Source organism: Stenotrophomonas sp. S49, from assembly GCF_016624905.1.
Lineage (GTDB): Bacteria > Pseudomonadota > Gammaproteobacteria > Xanthomonadales > Xanthomonadaceae > Stenotrophomonas.
In genome coordinates, this window is the sequence record NZ_JACVUD010000015.1 from 52146 (window position 1) to 71637 (window position 19492).

At 67.2% G+C, this 19492-nt stretch carries 13 protein-coding genes; 5 read left to right on the plus strand and 8 right to left on the minus strand.

The features are described from left to right. Positions 1 to 128: 128 nt before the first annotated feature. Together IAE58_RS05545 and IAE58_RS05550 are read right to left on the minus strand one after the other, a co-directional pair. Positions 129 to 2420: an NADP-dependent malic enzyme gene (locus tag IAE58_RS05545; RefSeq protein WP_199932889.1), complete on the minus strand. Its 2292-nt coding sequence runs from the start codon at positions 2418 to 2420 to the stop codon at positions 129 to 131. A gap of 228 nt (positions 2421 to 2648) precedes the next feature. Beyond that, positions 2649 to 4004, minus strand: a complete 1356-nt coding sequence (locus IAE58_RS05550) for a dicarboxylate/amino acid:cation symporter (RefSeq protein ID WP_199932890.1) — start codon at positions 4002 to 4004, stop codon at positions 2649 to 2651. A 321-nt stretch (positions 4005 to 4325) separates the two neighbouring features. Here IAE58_RS05550 and IAE58_RS05555 point away from each other — a divergent pair, with 321 nt between their 5' ends. Together IAE58_RS05555 and IAE58_RS05560 are read left to right on the plus strand one after the other, a co-directional pair. Further along, positions 4326 to 5492 carry a porin gene (locus IAE58_RS05555; protein ID WP_108754098.1) on the plus strand — a complete coding sequence of 389 codons (1167 nt, stop codon included), beginning with the start codon at positions 4326 to 4328 and terminating at the stop codon, positions 5490 to 5492. A gap of 85 nt (positions 5493 to 5577) precedes the next feature. Then, positions 5578 to 8226 carry a PAS-domain containing protein gene (locus tag IAE58_RS05560; protein ID WP_199932891.1) on the plus strand — a complete coding sequence of 883 codons (2649 nt, stop codon included), beginning with the start codon at positions 5578 to 5580 and terminating at the stop codon, positions 8224 to 8226. 186 nt (positions 8227 to 8412) lie between these two features. On the opposite strand, the gene IAE58_RS05565 is transcribed toward IAE58_RS05560, so the two are convergent. The 4 genes from IAE58_RS05565 to IAE58_RS05580 are packed head-to-tail and all read right to left on the minus strand — an operon-like array spanning position 8413 to position 12240. Next, the gene (locus IAE58_RS05565) at positions 8413 to 9060 is read right to left on the minus strand and encodes a response regulator transcription factor (RefSeq protein WP_108754101.1); all 648 of its coding nucleotides are present in this window, start codon (positions 9058 to 9060) and stop codon (positions 8413 to 8415) included. A gap of 60 nt (positions 9061 to 9120) precedes the next feature. Next, a complete protein-coding gene (locus IAE58_RS05570) occupies positions 9121 to 10176 on the minus strand; it encodes an ABC transporter substrate-binding protein (RefSeq protein ID WP_199932892.1) in 1056 nt (351 codons plus the stop codon). Next, the gene (locus IAE58_RS05575; protein ID WP_199932893.1) at positions 10173 to 11558 is read right to left on the minus strand and encodes a sensor histidine kinase; all 1386 of its coding nucleotides are present in this window, start codon (positions 11556 to 11558) and stop codon (positions 10173 to 10175) included. The genes IAE58_RS05570 and IAE58_RS05575 overlap by 4 nt, the downstream gene beginning before the upstream one ends. Beyond that, entirely contained in the window at positions 11551 to 12240 is a 690-nt protein-coding gene (locus IAE58_RS05580) for a response regulator transcription factor (RefSeq protein ID WP_108751623.1), read from the minus strand. The genes IAE58_RS05575 and IAE58_RS05580 overlap by 8 nt, the downstream gene beginning before the upstream one ends. A 273-nt stretch (positions 12241 to 12513) precedes the next feature. Here IAE58_RS05580 and IAE58_RS05585 point away from each other — a divergent pair, with 273 nt between their 5' ends. Genes IAE58_RS05585 through phbB form a run of 3 tightly spaced genes read left to right on the plus strand, consistent with a single transcriptional unit; the run spans position 12514 to position 15803 of the window. Next, entirely contained in the window at positions 12514 to 13650 is a 1137-nt protein-coding gene (locus IAE58_RS05585; protein WP_199932899.1) for a porin, read from the plus strand. 58 nt (positions 13651 to 13708) lie between these two features. Beyond that, a complete protein-coding gene (locus tag IAE58_RS05590; RefSeq protein WP_108754875.1) occupies positions 13709 to 15037 on the plus strand; it encodes a CitMHS family transporter in 1329 nt (442 codons plus the stop codon). Between the two features lie 25 nt (positions 15038 to 15062). Continuing rightward, positions 15063 to 15803: an acetoacetyl-CoA reductase gene (gene phbB, locus IAE58_RS05595; protein WP_108762854.1), complete on the plus strand. Its 741-nt coding sequence runs from the start codon at positions 15063 to 15065 to the stop codon at positions 15801 to 15803. Positions 15804 to 15910: 107 nt separating this feature from the next. Here phbB and IAE58_RS05600 read toward each other — a convergent pair whose 3' ends face one another. After that, positions 15911 to 16906: a DUF4274 domain-containing protein gene (locus IAE58_RS05600; RefSeq protein WP_199932894.1), complete on the minus strand. Its 996-nt coding sequence runs from the start codon at positions 16904 to 16906 to the stop codon at positions 15911 to 15913. Between the two features lie 96 nt (positions 16907 to 17002). After that, on the minus strand, positions 17003 to 19294 hold the full coding sequence (locus IAE58_RS05605) for a TonB-dependent receptor (RefSeq protein WP_199932895.1): 2292 nt from the start codon (positions 19292 to 19294) through the stop codon (positions 17003 to 17005). Positions 19295 to 19492 lie beyond the last annotated feature (198 nt).

The window sequence follows — 19492 nt, forward strand, 5'->3', positions numbered from 1 at the left end:
AATACACGGCACACCGCGCTGCGCGCCGCCGGGCATGGCCCGGCGCTACCCGATCCGGGTCTGCGCTTCGCGCAAACAGAAACGCGCCCCGTGGGGCGCGTTTCTGCAGCTGTCGCTGGAAAGAAGGCTTACGCCTTCTTCTCCGCTTCCAGCTGCTTGCGGATCTGTGCATCCACCGCGGCGATGGCGGTCATGTTCAGGATCCGGCGCGAGGTCGCGCTGGTGGTCAGGATGTGCACCGGCTTGTTCACGCCCATCAGGATCGGGCCGATCGCCACGCCATCGGTGAACACGCGCACCAGGTTGTAGGCGATGTTGGCCGCTTCCAGGTTCGGCAGCACGAACAGGTTGGCACGGCCCTGCAGGGTCGAGCCCGGCAGCAGCTTCTGGCGCAGCGCTTCGTCCCACGCAGTGTCGCCCTGCATTTCGCCGTCCACGTTCAGGCGCGGGTTGCGCTTGAGCAGCATCTCGCGGACCTGGCGCATCTTCAGTGCGTCCTTGGAATCGTGGCTGCCGAAGTTGGAGTGCGACAGCAGCGCCACCTTCGGCTCGACGCCGAACAGCTTCATGCGATAGGCCGCCTGCAGCGTGGCTTCGGTGATCTGCTCGGCGGTCGGGTCTTCCTGCACGTGGGTGTCCACGAAGAAGAACACGCCCTGCTGGTTGATCACGCCGGTCATGGCCGAGGTCGAGGTGACCTTCGATTCCAGCGGCAGCACGCTGCGCACGTAACCCAGCTTCTTGTGGAAGCGGCCGACGATGCCGGTCAGCATGGCATCGGCTTCACCACGGGCAACCATCACCGCGGCGATCAGGGTCGGGCGCGAACGCATCAGGTTCTTCGCCGCAGCCACGGTCACGCCACGGCGGCCGGTCAGGCCGTGGTAGTACTGCCAGTATTCGTTGAAGCGCGGATCATCGTTGATGTTGGTGATCTCGATGTTCTCGCCCACCTTCAGGCGCAGGCCCAGGCGTTCGATGCGCGCTTCGATCACGTCCGGGCGGCCGATCAGGATCGGGTGCGCCAGGCCTTCATCGACCACGTTCTGCACCGCCTGCAGCACCACTTCCTCTTCGCCTTCGGCGTACACCACGCGCTGCTTGTCGGCGCGGGCGCGGTCGTAGACCGGCTTCATCATCAGGCTGGTGCGGTACACGAACTGCGACAGCTTCTGCCGGTAGGCATCCATGTCGGCGATCGGGCGCGCGGCCACGCCCGAATCCATCGCGGCCTGGGCCACGGCGGCGGACAGTTCCACCAGCAGGCGGCGGTCGAACGGGCGCGGGATCAGGTATTCACGGCCGAAGCTCGGTGCATCGCCGCCGTAGGCCGACCCCATGTCGGTGGCCGCACGGCGGGCCAGCGCGGCGATGGCGCGCACGCAGGCGATCTTCATTTCCTCGTTGATCGCGGTGGCGCCCACGTCCAGCGCGCCGCGGAACAGGTACGGGAAGCACAGCACGTTGTTGACCTGGTTCGGGTAGTCCGAACGGCCGGTGCCGATGATCGCGTCCGGGCGGGCGGCACGCGCCTCTTCCGGCATGATTTCCGGAGTCGGATTGGCCAGCGCGAAGATGACCGGGTCCGGCGCCATGGTCTTGACCATCTCGGCGGTCAGGATGCCCGGGGCCGAAAGGCCAAGGAAGATATCGGCGCCGTTGACGATCTCGGCCAGGGTGCGCTTGTCGGTATCGCGCGCATAGCGCTGCTTTTCCGGGTCCAGATCGGTACGACCGGTGTGGATCACGCCCTCGCGGTCGAAGGCCAGGATGTTTTCCGGCTTCAGGCCCAGCTGCACCAGCATGTTCACGCAGGAAATGCCGGCCGCGCCCATGCCCGTGGTCGCCAGCTTCACTTCTTCGATCTTCTTGCCGGTGATGGCCATGGCGTTCAGCACGGCGGCGCCGACGATGATCGCGGTGCCGTGCTGGTCGTCATGGAACACCGGAATCTTCATGCGCTCGCGCAGCTTGCGCTCGACCACGAAGCATTCCGGGGCCTTGATGTCTTCCAGGTTGATGCCACCGAAGGTCGGTTCCAGCGAGGCGATGATGTCGACCAGCTTGTCCGGATCGGTTTCGTCCACTTCGATGTCGAACACATCGATGCCGGCGAACTTCTGGAACAGCACGCCCTTGCCTTCCATCACCGGCTTGCCGGCCAGCGGGCCGATGTTGCCCAGGCCCAGCACGGCGGTGCCGTTGGAAATGACCGCGACCAGGTTGCCGCGGGCGGTGAGTTCGCTGGCCTGCTGCGGGTCGGCCTTGATGGCTTCGCAGGCGTAGGCCACGCCCGGGGAATAGGCCAACGACAGATCACGCTGGGTCAGCATCGGCTTGGTCGCAGCGACGCGGATCTTGCCCGGCGGCGACATGCGGTGGTAATCGAGGGCGGCCTGTTTGAAATCTTCGTTGGACATCGATGTGGGTTACATGAATGGGCAAGAGGGACAGGGGATGATACCCCCGTTGGAGTGGCTGGACCTGTCGCTATCCTGTCGCAGCCATGCTGCGACCGCACAATTCCGTACCGTATGCAACGATCCGGGTCCAGCGTGGGCGCCCTTGATGACAGCCAAGCGACGCCCTGAAACGCTGCGGGGCCGTGCCACTGTCGTGACCGGCCCCGCAGTACCACACACCTGGCGTCAGCCCTTGGCCGGCAGGGCCTCGGTCAGTACCGGGGCCACCGCATCGACCGGCGGCGGCAGCTCGCTTTCGCGGCCGTCCAGCGCCAGCTTCAGGCGGTCACGGTCCAGCGCGCCTTCCCAGCGCGACACCACCACGGTGGCCACCGCATTGCCGATGAAGTTGGTCAGCGAGCGGCATTCGCTCATGAAGCGGTCCACGCCCAGGATCAGTGCCATGCCGGCCACTGGCACTTCCGGCACTACGGCCAGGGTGGCGGCCAGGGTGATGAAGCCGGCACCGGTGACGCCGGCCGCGCCCTTGGAGCTGAGCATGGCGACCAGCAGCAGGGCGATCTGGTGGCCCAGGGTCAGTTCGGTGTTGGTGGCCTGGGCGATGAACAGCGCCGCCAGGGTCATGTAGATGTTGGTGCCGTCCAGGTTGAACGAATAGCCGGTGGGCACCACCAGGCCGACCACCGACTTGCTGCAGCCGGCGCGTTCCATCTTTTCCATCAGCGACGGCAGCGCCGATTCGGACGAGGACGTGCCCAGCACCAGCAGCAGCTCGGCCTTCAGGTAGCGGGCCAGCTTGAACACCGAGAACCCGCAGAGGCGGCAGACCACGCCCAGGATGACGGCCACGAACAGGAAGGCGGTGAGATAGAACGAACCCACCAGCCAGGCCAGGTTGACCAGCGAACCGACGCCGTACTTGCCGATGGTGAAGGCGATGGCACCGAAGGCACCGATCGGGGCGGCCTTCATCAGGATGTGCACCAGCTTGAACACCGGGGCGACCAGCGCTTCCAGGAAGTTGACGATCGGCTTGCCCTTCTCGCCCACCGAGGCCAGCGCGATGCCGAACAGCACGGCCACGAACAGCACCTGCAGGATGTTGCCATCGACGAAGGCGCTGATCAGCGTCTTCGGGATGATGTCCATCAGGAAGCCGACCAGGGTCAGGTCATGCGACTTCTCCACATAGCTGTGCACCGCGGTCTGGTCCAGCTCGGCCGGGTTGATGTTCATGCCCGCGCCGGGCTGCACCACGTGCGCCACGATCATGCCCACGATCAGGGCCAGGGTGGAGAAGAACAGGAAATACGCCATCGCCTTGGCGAACACGCGGCCCACCGTGCGCAGGTGGGTCATGCCGGCGATGCCGGTGACGATGGTCAGGAAGATGACCGGGGCGATGATCATCTTCACCAGGTTGATGAAAGCATCGCCCAGCGGCTTCATTTTCTCGCCGATCAGCGGCTCGTAATGGCCCAGGACGGCGCCCAGGACGATCGCCACGATCACCTGGAAGTACAGCTGGCGGTAGAGCGGCAACGGCTTTGTGGGCACCGGTGCGGTGGTCGGGATGTGCATGGCGGACTCCGGAAGGGGCGGTTCTGGCGCATACGATTCCCGCCGTGGCGGGACCGTCTCCGTGGATCTGGGCGCGGCCCGGCGGTGAGCGCCGGCGCGACCAATGGACGCCTTTGTACGCGCCGGGCACGCCGGCGCAGATAACCTATTGGTACTAGCCCCCCGGTTCAGGTGGCTGCGGTGCCTACACTGGCGCCGTACCGACGCCCCCGGGGACGCCGGTGGCCCGAGCTGAACGGCCGGGCACGTTCCCGCGCAAGTTCCGGCCATCGCGGCCGTTGTTGTCCTGTCCACACGCAATCTGAGAGAGCCGCACCACCCATGCGCCCGATTCCCACCTTGCTGGCCCTGTCGCTGGCCGCACTGCCCGCCTTCGCCTCCGCCGCCGATTTCGACAACTGGCCGACCAAGTACACCTTCGGCGACGGCACCGAACTGGCCGCCACGGCCAACATCGCTTACGACTACAACGATTTTTCCTCGGCCAGCGGCATCGAGGATGACGATGCGGTGCGCCGCAAGGAGTTCGGCGCGACCCTGAAGAAGAAGGGCGTGTACGACGCGATGGTCTACTACGACTTCCAGGCCGACACCTGGCTGGACGTGTTCGTGCGCTTTGAAAGCAAGGCGTTCTTCGGCCGCGACGTGGGTCGTTTCCGCTTCGGCTACATGAAGACCCCGGTCGGCCTGGATGCCAACACCTCCTCGCGCGCCGGCAGCTTCCTGGAGACCGCGCTGCCGGTACAGGCGTTCTACGCCGGCCGCCGCACCGGTGTGGAATGGGTGCTGGAGCGCCCGCAGTACCTGCTGCAGGCCGGCGCGTACGGCGGCAAGGACCTGCAGGGTGACAACCCGGGCACCACCCAGGCCGTGCGCGCCGTGTGGACCCCGGTGAAGGCACCGGGCGACGTGGTCCACCTGGGCCTGGCCTATTCGCAGGAAAACCCGCGCGGCTACCACGATGGCCGCGATGTGCACCACGAAGCCAGCGCGCGCCTGCGTGCCCGCCCGGAAGCCGGCCTGACCGATATCCGCCTGGTCGATTCGGGTGCGCTGGTCACTGCCGACCAGATCCGCCGCACCGGCCTGGAAGGTATCTGGATCCGTGGCCCGTTCTCGCTGCAGGCCGAAGCCCTGCAGGCCACGGTGACCCGCAAGGGCCTGCCCGACTACACCGGCAATGGCCAGTACGCGATGGCCAGCTGGGTGCTGACCGGCGAATCGCGCCCGTACAACGCCGGCGCGGTGGCCAACATCAAGCCCGCCCACGATTACGGCGCGGTGGAACTGCTGGCCCGCTACAGCCGCCTGGACCTGGACGATGGCAGCATCCTGGGCGGCCGCCAGCACGACCTGACCATTGGTGCGAACTGGTACCTGACCAGCCACTTCAAGTTCCAGGCCAACTATGTGAAGGTCGACGCCAGTCGTCGCGGCGTGCACAGCACCCCGGAAATCTTCGAACTGCGCGCGCAGATGCACTTCTGATCCGTTCCCCGGCACTTCCTTCCACAGTGCCTGCGGGGGGGGGGGGGCCCCCCCCCCCCCCCCCGCCCCTGCGTAGACTGCCGCCATGTACTGGCTCAGCCGCCACCGCCTGCTGTTGCTGACCCTGCTGGTGATGATCGGCGGTACGGTGCTGTGCGCGGTGGCGGCCGGCCACTACGCCTGGCGCCGCGCGCTGGCCACCGAAAGCGCCCAGGTGCAGCGCCAGCTGCAGTTGTATGGGCAGGGCCTGCAACAGCGCATCGACCGCTTCGGCACATTGCCGCAGGTGATGGCCCTGGACCCGGACCTGCTGCAGGCCCTGCAGGCGCCGATGTCGGCAACCGAGCGGCAGCGCCTGAACCTGAAGCTGCAGCGCGCCAACCAGGTTACCCGTACTTCCACGCTCACCCTGGTCGGCCGCGACGGCGTGGCCGTGGCCGCCAGCAACTGGAGCGAGCCGGCCAGCAACGTCGGCGAGGACTACAGCTACCGCCCGTACTACCAGCAGGCCATGGCCCACGGCCGCGGCCGCTTCTACGGCATCGGCATGACCACCAACGTGCCGGGCTACTTCATGTCCGAAGCGATCGTGGATGCACAGGGCCAGCGCATCGGCGTGATCGTGATCAAGATCGAGCTGTCGGCGCTGGAACAGGAATGGCTGAGCAGCCCCGACGTGGTGCTGGCCAGCGACAACCATGATGTGGTGTTCCTGGCCAACCGCGATGCCTGGCGCTATCGCCTGCTGCGCCCTCTGGGGGCCAGCGAGCGCCGCGAAATGCTGGCCGCGCGCCAGTACGCCGACCGTTCCCTGCAGCCGCTGCGGGTGCGTACCGAAGACGTACTGGCCGATGGCGGGCGCATGGTGCGCCTGCTGGACCCGGCGCTGGCCACGCCGATGCTGTGGCAGAGCCTGGCGCTGGAGGACGAAGACTGGAGCCTGCACCTGCTGCACGATGCAAGTGCTGCGGGTAGTGCCGGCCGCGGTGCAGCCATTGCCGGTGCCGCCGCCTGGCTGGCGCTGGGCTTCCTGGTGCTGTTCGTGCAGCAGCGCCGGCGCTTGTCCAAGCACCGCCAGCGCAGCCGCCGCGAACTGGAAACACTGCTGAAGCAGCACGCGCAGGAACTGCGCACCGCCCAGGATGGCCTGCTGCAGGCAGCCACCGATGCCGACAGCGGGCTCAGTCGCAGCCTGGAACACCTGCCGCAGGGCGTGGTGGTGATCGACCGCGAACAGCGCCTGGTGGCCTGGAATTCGCGCTACGTCGAACTGTTCCGCTTCCCGGCGGGGCTGGTGCGGGTGGGCCGGCCGATCGAAGAACTGTTCCGCTTCAATGCGCGCCGCGGCCTGCTCGGCCCTGGGCCGATCGACGAGGCCATCGAGCGCCGCCTGAACCACCTGCGCAGCGGCCGCCCGCACATGCGCGAAAGCGAGAAAGACGACGGCACCGTGCTTGAGATCCGCGGCAATCCCCTGCCCGACGGCGGCTTCGTCACCAGCTACGCGGACATCACCAGCTACAAGAACGCTGCGCGCGAACTGCGCTCGCTGGCCGACGCGCTGGAACACCGCGTGGCCGAGCGCACCCACGATCTGGACGAAGCGCGCCGCGAGGCCGAGCAGGCCAACCGCTACAAGACGCGCTTCGTGGCCTCGGCCGTGCATGACCTGCTGCAGCCGTTGAATGCCGCGCGCATGTTCGTGTCGGTGCTGCGCGGCCGCTTGAGCGGCGACGCACGCGAACTGAGCGAACACGTGGATGCGGCCCTGGCCGCGCAGGACGCCATCCTCAACAGCCTTCTGGATATTTCGCGGCTGGAATCGCGTGCGCTGCAGACCCGGGTGCGCGCGTTCGCGCTGTCGCCGCTGCTGGAAACCCTGGCCCGTGAATTCGGCATGGCCGCGCAGAGCCGTGGCCTGCACCTGCACTGGGTGGATACGCGCGCCATCGTGGTGAGCGATGAAGCGCTGCTGCGCCGCATCCTGCAGAACTTCCTGTCCAACGCGCTGCGCTACACCCCGCGCGGGCGCGTGCTGATCGGCTGCCGGCGCGTGGGCGAGCATCTGCGCATCGAAGTGCACGACCAGGGCCCGGGCATTCCGGAAAGCCTGCAGGGTGAGATCTTCGAGGAATTCCGCCGCTTGAACGACGGCGTGGAACAGGAACGGGGCGCGGGCCTGGGCCTGGCCATCGTTGAACGCATCGGCCGCCTGCTGGGCCACCGCATCAGCCTGCGCTCCACCCTGGGCAAGGGCAGCGTGTTCGCGGTAAGCGTGCCGCTGGGGCAGGCCGAAGACGTGGCGGTACCGGCGCCGGCACCGGTGGTGGCCGCCGAGCTGACCGACGACAGCCCGCTGCGGCAGTGCCGGGTGTGGAGCATCGACGATGATCCGCGCGTATGCGCCGCCACCCGCGCCCTGCTGGAACGCTGGGGCTGCAACGTGGAACTGGCCGACGGCCCGCAGGGCGCGCTGGAAATCGCCAGCGCGCTGAACGTGCCGCAGCTGCTGTTGCTGGACGTGCGCATGGGCCAGTGGCACGGCCCGGATCTGTACGAAGCGCTATGCAGACTGTGGCAGGCGCGGCCACCGGTGATCCTGGTGACCGCCGAGCGCGATGAAGCCCTGAAGGCACATGCGGCCGAACAAGGCTGGGGCTTTCTGCCCAAGCCGGTGCGGCCCCCCGCCCTGCGCGCGTTGATGACCCAACTGTTGTTGCGGCATCGGGGGTAGCGTCGAGCTTGCTCGACTGCCGTTGCCTCGTAGAGTCGAGCTTGCTCGACTGCTGTTGCCTCGTAGAGTCGAGCTTGCTCGACTGCTGTTGTCACCCCAGTCGAGCAAGCTCGACTCCACAAAAGCGGCTGATCAATCATCCTTGCGGCCGAAGGCAGGCCCACCGGACCCGCAAAGCGGAAAGGGTCAGATCCCGCCCGCGTCGCCTTCCGGCTCCAGCGCCTTCACCAGCACGGCAGCCTGGGTGCGGCTGTGGCATTCGAGCTTCTTCAGGATGGCGGTCACATGCACTTTCACAGTGTTTTCGGCCAGGCCCAGTTCGTAGGCAATCTGCTTGTTCAGCAGGCCATCGGCCAGGCACAGCAGCACGCGGAACTGCTGCGGGGTGAGCTGGGCCAGGCGTGCGGCCAGCAGGGCGTCGGATTCGCTGCGCTCGGGCGCCATCGCCGGGAACCACAGGCTGCCGTCCAGCACTGCCTGCACCGCTTCGCCGATGGTTTCGGCCGGGGCCGACTTGGGAATGAAACCGGCGGCGCCGAACTGCTGGGCGCGGCGGATTACCCGCGGGTGGTCGTTGGAAGACAGGATCACCACCGGGATGTCCGGGTGCGAGCCACGTACGTGCAGCAGCGCGGAAAAGCCATGCGCGCCGGGCATGGTCAGGTCCAGCAGCACCAGGTCCACATCCGGTTGGGCGTCCAGCGCCTGTGCCAGCGCATCGGCACTGGCCACTTCGCGCACCTGGGCCAGCGGCAGGCTCTGCCGCAACGACTGCACCACCGCCGAACGCAGCAGCGGATGGTCATCGGCGATCAGGATGGTGTATTCGCTCATGGGCCCATTGTACGGGCACTGCCGCGCATCCGCCGGGCGTGTCCCGGCGCGCCCAAGGGCTCAGCGCCCGGCCGGTTCCACGCTGCTGCGCCAGGCATCCAGGAACTGGCGGCGCTTCAGCGCATCCAGGTAGACCAGCAGCCCCGGGCCAAGCTGGATCGGGCGGCGGCTGCGGCCCGGCGCATCGTCGCTGCGCGTGTTGCCGGTCACGATCGGCATCAGCCGCGCCTCGCGTGACAGCACCTGCTGGCCACGCGGCGACAGCAGGTAATCGAGGAAGCGCCCGGCCTCTTCCGGGTGCGCGCCGGTGCGCGGAATCACTGCCGTGCGCAGCACCACCAGGGTGTAGTCCTCGGGCTCGGCGATGGCCAGCGGCGCGCCGGCATCGATGCGCGCCTGCGCATACGAGCCCAGCACGTTGTAGACCAGCGACAACTGGCCACTGGCCACCTGGTCCAGCAGCACGCCGGTGCGTTCTTCACGCACCACCGCGTTGTCGCCGAGCGCGCCCAGCAGCGCGCCGGCGATGCTGCCACGCTGCGCATCCTGGGTGGCCAGCAGGTAGCCCACGCTGCTGCGTTCGATATCGTAGGTACCGACCTTGCCACGCAGCGGCAGGCCATCGGCGCGCAGCAGGTCCAGCAGTTGGCGGCGCGTGCGCGGCGCCTTGGCCGCCGGCAATGCGCGCGTGTTGTAGACCATCACCACCGGTTCGTAGCTGATGCCGAAGGCCTCGCTGCGCCATTGCGCCCAGGCCGGCAGTGCGGCGGTCTGCGCCGAGCGGTGCGGTACCGCGTGGCCATCGTTCACCAGCTTGGTCTGCAGGTCCATGCCGCTGGAAATCAGCAGGTCCGGCGAATCCGGGCCACTGCGGTCGTGCAGGTAACGCGCGTACAGGTCCTGGGTGATGATGTCTTCGTAGACCACCGTAGTGCCGGGATGCAGGCGCTGGTAATCGGCGATGACCTCGGCAAACACTTCGATATCGGTGGTGCCGTGGATGCGCAGCTGCGCGGTCGCCGCGCCCTGCGCGGGAAAGCGCCGTACATCGCCGGGCGCAGCCAGTACGGGGGCAGCCAACAACAGCGCCAGCGCGCCGGCGAACAGGCGGATCATGCGGTACTCCGGGGCAGGCGGATGGTGGCCACCAGGCCGCCCTGCGGGCGGTTGCTGAGGTCGATGTGGCCGTTGTGGCTGTCCACCACGCGCTTGACGATGGCCAGGCCCAGGCCGGCGCCGCCGGCCGCCGCGCCCTCGCCACGCGCAAAACGCTCGAACACGCGCCCGGCATCGGCCGCGGCGATGCCGGGGCCATGGTCGGCAATGGTCAGCACGGCCCGCCCGCCTTCCACGGTCAGCGCGATCTGCAGCGCGCCGTCGCCACCGTACTTCAGTGCGTTGTCGACCAGATTCTTGATGGCCTCGCGCAGCAGCAGCGCATCGCCCTGCACCTGCACCGGTTCGGCGGTCATGGCCAACTGCACGCGTGGCGCCGGCCCCGCCTGCGGCAGCGCTTCATGCAGGGCCTGATGCACGGTCTCGGCCAGGTCCACCGCAGCGAAACGCTGCAGGTGCGAGCGATGGATCACGCTGGCGTCGCTCAGCAGCTGGTTCAGCAGGCGGCTCATGTGGGTGGCATTGCGTTCGATCGCAAGCAGGCTGCGGCGCATGTCCTGCGGATCATCATCGTCCAGCGCCAGCTGCGCCTGCGCGCGCAGCGCTGCCAGCGGGGTGCGCATCTGGTGCGCGGCCTCGGCCATGAACGCGCGCAGCGTTTCGTTGCTGCTGGACAGGCGCTCCATGAAGCGGTTCAACGCCGCGACCATCTGGTCCATTTCGCGCGGTACGCGCGCATCGAGCGGCTTCAGATCGGACGGTTCGCGCCGCGACAGCTCGCGTTCCACACGTACCAGCGGGCGGAACGCGCGATGCACACCGAAGGCCACCAGGGCCAGCAGCAGGCCGGACAACACGCCAATGGCCAGCAGGGCACGGTTGACCATGTCCTGCGCCAGCGCTTCGCGCGCACGCCGGGTCTGCCCCACCTGCACCTGCACATCGCCCTGCGCAGACGCCGCCGCGAAACTGCGGCTGACCACCACGAAGCGCACGGTTTCGCCACTGTATGCGGCATCGAACAACTGCGGCTGCAGGCCCGGGCGGCGCGGCGGCGCGGGCAGGTCACCGTAGCCGGTGATCAGGTTGCCGCGGCTGTCGGTCAGCCGGTAGAACACGCGGTCCTCGGCGGCCATCGACAGCAGGTCCAGCGCGGCATAGGGCAGGTCCACCTGCCATTGGCCATCGACCAGCGCCACCGAATCGGCAATCGACAGCGCCGAGGACACCAGCAGGTGGTCGTAGGAACGGTTGGCGGCGCGCTGGCCGTAGTCGCGCGCGGCGAACAACAGCGCCACCGCGAACACCGCCAGCAATCCGCCCAGATACAACAGCAGCGTGCGCCGCAGGGAACCCGGCGCCGTGGCGCGCAGCTCAGCCATCGCCGTCATTGCCGCCGTCGGTGGGTTCCAGCAGATAACCCACGCCACGCACGGTGGTGATGCGCACCGGTGCGTCGGCCAGCTTCCTGCGCAGGCGCCCCACATAGAGCTCGATGGCGTTCGGGCCGGCCTCGTCATCGAAGCCGAACAGGCCGTTGCCGATCTCATCCTTGCCCACCACCTGGCCCATGCGGCCCACCAGGATTTCCAGCAGGCGGTATTCGCGATTGGGCAGTTCGATCGGTTCCCCGTCCAGGGTGACGCGATGGGCGGCGTTGTCGAACTGGAAACCGCCCACCTGCACCACTTCGCTGGCCTGGCCGCGCGCACGGCGCAGCAGCACGCGGCAACGCGCTTCGAATTCGCGGAAATCGAAGGGTTTGCCCAGGTAGTCATCGGCGCCCACGTCGAGCGCCTGTACGCGGTCTTCGATGCCATCGCGCGCGGTCAGCATCAGCACCGGGGTGCTGTCGCCGCGTTCGCGCATGCCGGCCAGCACGCGCAGGCCATCCAGCTTGGGCAGGCCGATATCCAGCACCACCAGATCGAAGCTCTGGTAGCGCAGCACGCTGGCGGCGGCCAGGCCGTCGGCCTGCCAGTCCACGGCATGCCCGCTGCGGCGCATGCGGCGGATGATGGCATCGGCCAGGTCCGGGTTGTCTTCGACCAGCAGCAGGCGCATCGGCGGGAACAGAGGGACGCGGGGGGAAGCGAATGCTACCGCGTGCGGCGCGATAGCGTGTGGTGGATGCATTCCGCCGGGCATGGCCCGGCGCTACCGGGTAGCGCTGCGGCCGCGATTACGCTGCACCGCACAAACCGCTGACAGGACGATGACAGCTACCGCGACCCAGACTGCGGCCGCGCACCATCCGGTGCCCACGATTGCCGCGCGCCTGGCGCGCACCTGGGAGGGTTTGTGGAATTGAAGTTTGCCTGGCAGCGCCCCGCCGCCATGATGGCCCTGGCTGCGCTGGCCGCGCCGGCCTTTGCTGAAGACGACCGGCCTGTCACCGCTACCGTCGGCGGCCGCCTGCACCTGGATTTCGCCACGTTCGACAACGACGACCGCGGCACCCCGAACAAGGACGACACCGAAGTACGCCGCGCCTGGCTGGATGTGTCGGGCAAGTTCTTCGTGGTCGACTACAAGATGGAAGCCGACTTTTCCGGCGACCGCGTGGAGGCCAAGGACGTCTACCTGAGCCGCGGCTTCGGCAGCGCTGGCCGCCTGACCGTGGGCCAGTTCAAGCAGTATTTCTCGCTGGATGACCGCACCGGTTCCAACTACGGCAGCTTCCTCGAGCGTGGCAACGCCGGCACCACGCTGGCGCCGCTGTACCGCCTGGGCGCGTCCTGGCAGGCCAATCCGGGCGATTTCACCTGGGCGGCCAGCATCTACAGCCTGGAAAGCATCGACGCCTGGCAGGTGAAGGGCCGCGCCGCCGGTGGCCGCGTGACCTGGGCCCCGGCCCCCCGCGATGGTGACGTGCTGCACCTGGGCCTGTCGCTGGCCCGCGAGGCCTACGACAACCCTGGCGCAAGCGGTGCACCGGGGCTGAAGATCCGCCCGCGCCCGGCCGGCCACCTGTCCGATGAAAGCCGCCTGACCCTGGTCGATTTCTCCGCCGGCCGCGATACCGACGTCAACAAGTGGTCGCTGGAATACGCGCAGGTGCGCGGTCCGCTGTCCTGGCAGGGTGAATTCAGTGGCGCCACGTTCGATGATGGTGCGCAGCGCGGCGACGTGATGGCGGCCTACGGCATGCTGAGCTGGTTCGTGACCGGCGAAAGCCGTGCCTACGACCGCAAGACCGGCCGCTTCGCCCGCGTGAAGGACATCCGCCACAAGGCCGGCGCGTTCGAAGTGGCGCTGCGCTACGACCAGATGTGGGGCGCGCAGCACCTGGATGGCGCGCCGGACCTCCGCCGTGGCAGCACCGAGGCGTGGACGCTGGGCGGCAACTGGTACCTGCGCGACAACCTGCGCTTCATGTTGAACGTGATCGAAAGCCGCAACCGCGACCGCCTGGCCGGCATCACGGTGGACCGCACGCGCGCGGTCACCGGCCGCCTGCAGTTCGACTTCTAAGCCTCCCCATTCCCCCTCCCCTTCCCCACGTCCTGTCTTCATTAGGAGTCCGCAGATGATGCTGAGCATCCTCGGCTTTGGCATGGTCATTACGTTCATGTACTTGATCATGAGCAAACGACTGTCGCCGCTGGTCGCCCTGATCACCATTCCGATCATCTTCGCCCTGCTGGGCGGCTTCGGCGCCAACATCGACGAAATGATGCTGGAAGGCATCAAGAAGATCGCGCCCACCGGTGTGATGCTGATGTTCGCCATCCTGTACTTCGGGGTGATGATCGATGCAGGCCTGTTCGATCCGCTGGTGCGGGTGATCCTGCGCTTCGTGAAGGGCGATCCGATGAAGATCGTGCTCGGCACCGCGGTGCTGGCCATGCTGATCTCGCTCGATGGCGATGGCTCGACCACCTACATGATCACCGTGTCGGCCATGCTGCCGCTGTACCAGCGCTTGGGCATGAGCGCGCTGAACATGACCTGCGTGACCATCCTGGCCGGCGGCGTGATGAACCTGACCCCGTGGGGCGGGCCCACCGCACGTGCCGCGACCGCGCTGCACGTGGACCCGGCCGATGTGTTCGTGCCGCTCATTCCGTCGATGGTGATCGCCTGCGCCGGTGTGCTGGTGCTGGCCTGGTACCTGGGCATGAAGGAACGCCGTCGCCTGGGCGTGGTCACCCTGCCGCAGGGTGGCAGCTGGATGGACAGCACGGTGTCGGACGACAACACGGCACTGCCGTCGGTGGAAGACGCCGAGGACATCAAGCGACCGAAGCTGCTGTGGGTGAACCTGGCCCTGACCCTGGCGCTGATGACCGCGCTGATCATCGGCGTGCTGCCGATGCCGGTGCTGTTCATGGTCGGCTTCGCCATTGCCCTGGTCATCAACTACCCGAACCTGGCCGAGCAGCGCCGCCGCGTGGTCAACCATGCCGGCAACGTGCTGTCGGTGGTATCGCTGATCTTCGCCGCGGGCATCTTCACCGGCATCCTGAACAATACCGGCATGGTCGAGGCGATGTCGCACAGCTTCCTGGCGATCATTCCCGATGCCTGGGGCCCGTACCTGGCGGTGATTACCGCGCTGGCCTCGATGCCGTTCACCTTCTTCATGTCCAACGACGCCTTCTACTTCGGCGTGCTGCCGATCCTGTCCGAGGCCGCCGGCAACTACGGCATCACCCCGGTGGAAATGGCCCGCGCATCGCTGGCCGGGCAGCCGGTGCACCTGCTCAGCCCGCTGGTGCCTTCCACCTACCTGCTGGTGGGCCTGGCCAAGGTTGAATTCGCCGACCACCAGAAGTTCACGCTGAAGTGGGCGATCGCCATCTCGCTGCTGTTGATGGCCGGTGGCCTGCTGTTTGCCCTGTATCCCCTCGCCGCCTGATCCACGTACCAGGGAGTTTTCTGCAATGACGCTTCGAATTGCATATGTCACCAGCGGCATGGGCAGCGTGGGTACTGCCATCTGCCAGGGCCTGGCCCGTTCCGGCCACACGGTGGTGGCCGGTTGCGCACCGAATTCGCCGCGCAAGGCGAACTGGCTGCGCGAACAGCGCGAACAGGGCTTTGATTTCATCGCATCGGAAGGCAACGCCACCGATTGGGCCTCCACCAGCGCTGCGTTTGCCAAGGTGCGCGCCGAAGTGGGCGAGGTCGATGTGCTGGTGAACAATTCCGGCGGCAGCCGTGACCTGCTGTTCCGGCAAATGACCGTAGAGGACTGGAACGCGGTGATCGCCTCCAACCTCAACGCGCTGTTCAACCTGACCAAGCAGGTGGTCGATGGCATGGCCACGCGCGGCTGGGGCCGCATCATCAACATCGGTTCGGTCAGCGCCCACAAGGGGCAGATCGGCCAGGTGAACTACGCCACGGCCAAGGCCGCCATGCACGGCTTCAGCCGGGCGTTGGCCGCCGAAGTGGCGTCGCGCGGGGTGACGGTGAACACCTTGTCGCCCGGCTACATCGCCAGCCAGGCGATCAGCAGCTTCCCGCCGGATGTACTGGACCGGCTGGCCGCCTCGGTGCCGGTACGTCGCCTGGGCCGCCCGGAGGAAGTTGCCGGGCTGGTGGGCTGGCTGGCATCGGACGAGGCTTCGTACGTGACCGGCGCCGATTACGCGGTCAATGGTGGGTTGTACATGGGTTGACCCCCGCGCGTAGCAGTAGATCCACGCCATGCGTGGATGCTCGGTCGCCCCTGGGGTCAGATCCCTTTCGCAGGCGAAAGGGATCTGACCCCGATGCGCTCGGCGGTCTACCCGCGCGCCTGCGCGAGTGCGCCAGCCACCTCCTCCGGCAGGCCGGAGATGAAATCCACCTCGTCGGACTCCTGCACGATCTGGCCATCGCGCGGCAACCACATCGCCTCGGGAATCGCGCGCAGCACCGGCCGGCCGGGCCAACGTGCCGGGAAGCGCGGCCGGTTCTGCGCCAGGTCGAAGCCCAGCCCCTGGTCTGCGTAGCCGCCCTCGGCCAGCCGTTGCTCGATGCCGCGCAGCACCGCGGCGGTGTGCCGGTGCGATGCAGGTACATCGTCGACCGTGGCAAACGGCACGTACCAGGCCGCCCCCAGGTTCCAGTACAGCGCCAGTGCGCTGGATGCGGCCAACGACGGCTGTTCAAGCAGCCATTGCAGCGCATCGGACAGGGTGTGGGTGTCGGCGAACAGCATCAGCTGATGACGCTGCTGCGGCGTGGCCTGCTGCAGGAACGAGGCGAGCAGCGGCCAGCCCGGATCCGACGCGGTTGCTACGGGTGAGAGTGCTGGAGGCACGACCTCCGCCCAGATATCGACATCACCTGCGGTGGCATCACCGAGTGCCGGGCCGCGTTCGGGTTCGAACGCCGCGGCCAGGTCGTGCAACTGCTGCGCGATCGGGAACGGCAGGCCATCGTCGTACGCATCATCGACCGCCTCGGCAAACGGATCGAACGCCAGCCCATGGTCGGCGTAGAAGCCATCGAGGCACCGCTGCTCGATGCGACGGACCAGCGCGTACGCCTCCTGCTCGTGGCCAGGCACCTCGCTGGCGTCTGCGTACTGGGCGAACCGGCCTGCGCCCAGCGATGCGTGCATCAGCAGTGCCGTGGCACGGTCCAGATCGCGTTGCTCTGCCAGCCAGGCCAGCACGTCGGGGCTGTCGTCGTAGTTGCGCCGTGCGACGTAGATGTGGCGTTGTTCGGGCGAAGCGGTATGCAGGTAGTCCTGCAGCAGGCGGCTGCAGGAGGTGTGGTAGTCGTCGGCGGTCAAGCGGGGTGTCCGTTGCTCAGTGCCCGTGCAGTCTAGCGGCACCTTGCACCGGGGTCAGAGCCCTTTCGCAGGCGAAAGGGCTCTGACCCCATCGCATCAGAACTCGGCGGCGACGGTCATGAACACCTGGCGCGGTGCGCTGGCGTGGATCGCGTAGCGCGTGCCGTTCGGGTCGGTGGGTGCGAACGAACTCAACTGGCCGGCGTAACGCTTGTTGGTCAGGTTGGTGGCGTTCAACGAAACACGCACGTTGCGCAGGCCCAGGCCGGGGCCGAAGTCATAGCCGGCGCCGGCATCGAAGGTGGTCACGCCCGGCACCGACTGGTCGTTGGTGTAGGTGTAGTAGCGCTTGCCGGTGTACTTGGCGCGCAGGCTGGCGAAGAAGCCATCACGGTTCCAGCTGATCTCGCTGGACGCCATGCGCTGCGGCGTGTCCACGGTGATCTTGCCGGCCACCGGCACGATCGCACCGCCGGAGGTGTAGTCATCCTCGTAGGTGGTCTTGTTCCAGGACAGCGCGTTGTACCACTGCAGGCCGTCGATGGGCTTGAGGATGAAGGTCAGCTCGGCACCATGGCTCTTCACCGAACCGACGTTGATGAAGCGCGTCACGCACTCGGGGCGCGTGCCGACTTCGATGCTTGAGCACGGGTTCAGCGACAGCAGGCGGTTGTCGAACTTCACGTTGTAGGCGGCGATGGAGGCCTGGTACTTCTCACCGAACGTACGGAAGCCGGCTTCCAGACTCTTGGACTTTTCCGGTTCCAGGCCGGCGCTGGCCGCGAACGATTCCGGCGACACCTGCAGCGGGCCGCCGCTGCCACCGCCCACGAACGCGGCGATGTTTTCCGCGTACGAAGCGAACAGCTCGTTGTTGGCGTTGAGCTTGAAGCCCACGCCCAGCTGCGGAAGCACCGATTCCTTGGCGGTGAGCGTGCCCGAGGCGATGCTGGTTTCCACGCCGCCCTTGGCGGTGGCGCGCATGCGGGTGTTCGGGCTCTTCAGGCCCACATCCACGATCAGGCGCTGGTCGAGGAAGCGCATGCGGTCCTGCACGTAGAACTGCTGCGTGCGGATATCGAAATCCTGGTTGAACAGCAGGCGGTCGGGATTCTGCAGGTACAGATCGTCCAGGAACGGCCCGCTGATGTAGTAGAAATTGCGCGAGACGTTATGGTCGTTCTGCTCGTACCACAGGCCCGCTTCCAGCTCGTGGATGCCTACCGTCCACGACAGCGCGGCGGTCAGGCCATCGCGGTTGATGGTGTAGTTGGTGCTGCGGATCGAGATCGGCAGCATGCGGTCGGTGCCCGGGTACGACGGCTGGCCCGGCGCCCACCAGTGCCCCTGGCCACGGTTGTCGTGGTGGTAGGCCATCAGCTTCAGGCGGCCCTGCTCGCCCAGGCGAAGATCGGCATCGACCGAGTACAGATTGTCATCGCGCAGCGCGCGGCTCTGGTAGTAGGCATCGTCGATGCTGTTGACGCCACCACTGAAAGCGCACTTGGCCGGATCTCGGGTGCCCGGCGCGCAATAGGCTGCGGCGACAGCACGGTCCCAGTCCGGTGCGTAGATGTTCCAGTCCCAGCCCAGGCCACGCGCCAGCATGTCCTTGGACAGGTAGGCATAGTTGGCCTGGCTGGCACGCGAGGTCGCCACGAACGCACCGAAGCGATGGTCGCCCACGTTCCATACGGCCTTGGCATTGAACTGGCGGGTGGTCTGGTTCTGGTACGGCGCGGCCCACATGTCCTGGTCCTGGTGCACGCCGGACACGTAGGCCGAGAAGCCGTTGATATCGCCGGTATCCACGCGCAGGTAGCCGCGGCGCTGGTTGTCATCGCCCACGGTGATGCTGGCGCGTCCGCCGAATTCGGTGGACGGGTCCATCGAGAAGTACTGGATGGTGCCGCCCAGGTTGCTGGTGGAGGCCACGCCCAGCGAGCCGATGCCCTGCGACAGTTCAGCGCCGGCCAGGTTTTCGGCAATGATCGCGCGGGCGATGCTCAGGCCGTTGTAGTTGCCGTAGCTGTTGTCGCCCAGCGGAATGCCATCGAGCGTGTAGCCCAGGCGGCTCTTGTCGAAGCCGCGCAGGCTGATGGTCTGCGATTCTTCATTGGCGCCGAACGCATCGTTGGATTGCACCGATACGCCCGGCAGGCGGTCGAGGATCTTCTGACCGCTGGTGCCCGGAGGCAGCACCTGCTTGTCCACGGCGGTGATGCGCTGCACCTGGCGGGTTTCGCCCTGGCCGATCACCGAGACGGTATCCAGCGTCTGCGCGCTCAGCGCGGCATCGGTGCTGGCGTCGGCAGTTTCGGCGGCATGGGTGCTGGCGGCGGCGGAAAGGGCGATCGCCACGGCAATCGTCAGGTATCGGGTCTGCATGTGAGTCCATTGCATGGGGGAAGATCGGCGCGTCTGCGCGCGGCGCGCCGCCACTATGCGAATGGAAGATGAAAGGTTGTTTACGAAGCGGCGCGCGTGCTGCGGGCGGTGACGCGCGTCTCGTTTGTGGGGGTGGGTGGGGTTGGGGGGGGGGGTGGGGGGGGTGGGGGGGGGGGGGCTGTTTAGCGGCCCGTTGTC

Excerpts from the sequence above, each read along its gene's own strand:
- IAE58_RS05545 (WP_199932889.1), bottom strand. The coding sequence starts at position 2,420 with ATGTCCAACGAAGATTTCAAACAGGCCGCCCTCGATTACCACCGCATG.
- IAE58_RS05550 (WP_199932890.1), bottom strand. The coding sequence starts at position 4,004 with ATGCACATCCCGACCACCGCACCGGTGCCCACAAAGCCGTTGCCGCTC.
- IAE58_RS05555 (WP_108754098.1), top strand. The coding sequence starts at position 4,326 with ATGCGCCCGATTCCCACCTTGCTGGCCCTGTCGCTGGCCGCACTGCCC.
- IAE58_RS05560 (WP_199932891.1), top strand. The coding sequence starts at position 5,578 with ATGTACTGGCTCAGCCGCCACCGCCTGCTGTTGCTGACCCTGCTGGTG.
- IAE58_RS05565 (WP_108754101.1), bottom strand. The coding sequence starts at position 9,060 with ATGAGCGAATACACCATCCTGATCGCCGATGACCATCCGCTGCTGCGT.
- IAE58_RS05570 (WP_199932892.1), bottom strand. The coding sequence starts at position 10,176 with ATGATCCGCCTGTTCGCCGGCGCGCTGGCGCTGTTGTTGGCTGCCCCC.
- IAE58_RS05575 (WP_199932893.1), bottom strand. The coding sequence starts at position 11,558 with ATGGCTGAGCTGCGCGCCACGGCGCCGGGTTCCCTGCGGCGCACGCTG.
- IAE58_RS05580 (WP_108751623.1), bottom strand. The coding sequence starts at position 12,240 with ATGCGCCTGCTGCTGGTCGAAGACAACCCGGACCTGGCCGATGCCATC.
- IAE58_RS05585 (WP_199932899.1), top strand. The coding sequence starts at position 12,514 with ATGATGGCCCTGGCTGCGCTGGCCGCGCCGGCCTTTGCTGAAGACGAC.
- IAE58_RS05590 (WP_108754875.1), top strand. The coding sequence starts at position 13,709 with ATGCTGAGCATCCTCGGCTTTGGCATGGTCATTACGTTCATGTACTTG.
- phbB (WP_108762854.1), top strand. The coding sequence starts at position 15,063 with ATGACGCTTCGAATTGCATATGTCACCAGCGGCATGGGCAGCGTGGGT.
- IAE58_RS05605 (WP_199932895.1), bottom strand. The coding sequence starts at position 19,294 with ATGCAGACCCGATACCTGACGATTGCCGTGGCGATCGCCCTTTCCGCC.